This is a genomic window from Halalkalibacter okhensis (assembly GCF_000787375.1).
Lineage (GTDB): Bacteria > Bacillota > Bacilli > Bacillales > Bacillaceae_D > Halalkalibacter > Halalkalibacter okhensis.
Genome location: NZ_JRJU01000086.1, coordinates 1 through 1,183, shown reverse-complemented (window position 1 = coordinate 1,183; position 1,183 = coordinate 1). Strand labels below are relative to the sequence as shown.

General features: G+C 36.2%; 1 protein-coding gene and 1 pseudogene. Both read left to right on the top strand.

Translation table 11 applies throughout. The annotated features are described in order from the left end of the window. Nucleotides 1–323: pseudogene (locus LQ50_RS26160) on the top strand (helix-turn-helix domain-containing protein); the annotation flags it as partial. Further along, the gene (locus LQ50_RS24020; protein ID WP_237563792.1) at nt 224–1,150 is read left to right on the top strand and encodes an IS3 family transposase; all 927 of its coding nucleotides are present in this window, start codon (nt 224–226) and stop codon (nt 1,148–1,150) included. The pseudogene LQ50_RS26160 and the gene LQ50_RS24020, both read left to right, overlap by 100 nt. The last annotated feature ends 33 nt before the right edge of the window (nt 1,151–1,183 follow it).

Here is a 1,183-nt window from a genome sequence, read left to right as displayed (position 1 = left end):
CAGAGATGGATACCGCGATTTACTTTGGATTATCCACTCCTTCGATGATAGGCACATGGAAGAAAGCTTTTTTGGAAAATGGTGTTGAAGGCCTGGATAGAGCGAAAGGAAGATCACCCATGTCTGATAAAGCTAAGAATAAAAAAAATCGATGTACAGAAAAAGAAATGACATACGAACAAAAACTTGTAAGAGAGAACGAGCTTCTTCGTTTAGAGGTAGAATACTTAAAAAAGTTGCGAGCTTTTCAGATGGATCCGGAGGGTTATCTCGAAAAGCACAAGCAGCGTTATCATTCGAACTCAAAGAAAAGTTCAAACTAAAAGATGTTCTACAAAGAGTTGGAATTCCTGAATCCTCCTACCATTATCATATAAAAGTGATGAAGAAGGAGAATCCCGATCAAAAACTAGAAGAATGCATTCAATCTAAGTTTGAGGAACATGGTGGGAATTATGGGTATCGTCGTATCTGTTTAGAGTTAAAACAAGGTGGTCTCAAAGTAAATCACAAGAAGGTTCAACGCATCATGACTAAACTCGGACTTAAATGCGAGAAATTTAGTAGAAAGTCACGAAAATATAATTCTTACAAAGGAACCGTTGGAACGATTGCCAAAAACCGTATCAATCGTCGTTTTCACACAAGTGTGTGTCATCAAAAATTAACAACAGATATCACAGAATTCAAGTGCTCAGATGGTATAAAACTGTATCTAAATCCAATTATGGACTTGTTTAATGGCGAAATCCTTTCTTACGGGATAAGTATGCGCCCAACCTTAGAGTTGGCTCTCAAGCCTCTTGAGGAAGCTCTAGAAATAGTAAAAGAATCAAAGTATAGAACGACTGTTCATTCTGATCAAGGTTGGCATTATCAACATAAGAAATGGGTGAAAAAACTTAAAGAAAATAAAGTGTTCCAGAGTATGTCACGAAAAGGTAACTGTCTAGATAATTCACCCATGGAAAGCTTTTTCGGCATACTAAAACAAGAGATGTACTATGGAGAACCGAAGTGCTCATTTGAAGATTTAAAAAAGAAGATTGAAGAACATATCTTTTATTATAATAACAAGCGTATAAAGAAAAAATTGGCAGGCATGAGTCCGGTTCAATACCGTATTCATACCAACCAATTAGCTGCTTAATATAAAACTCTAACTTTTTGGGGTCACATCAAA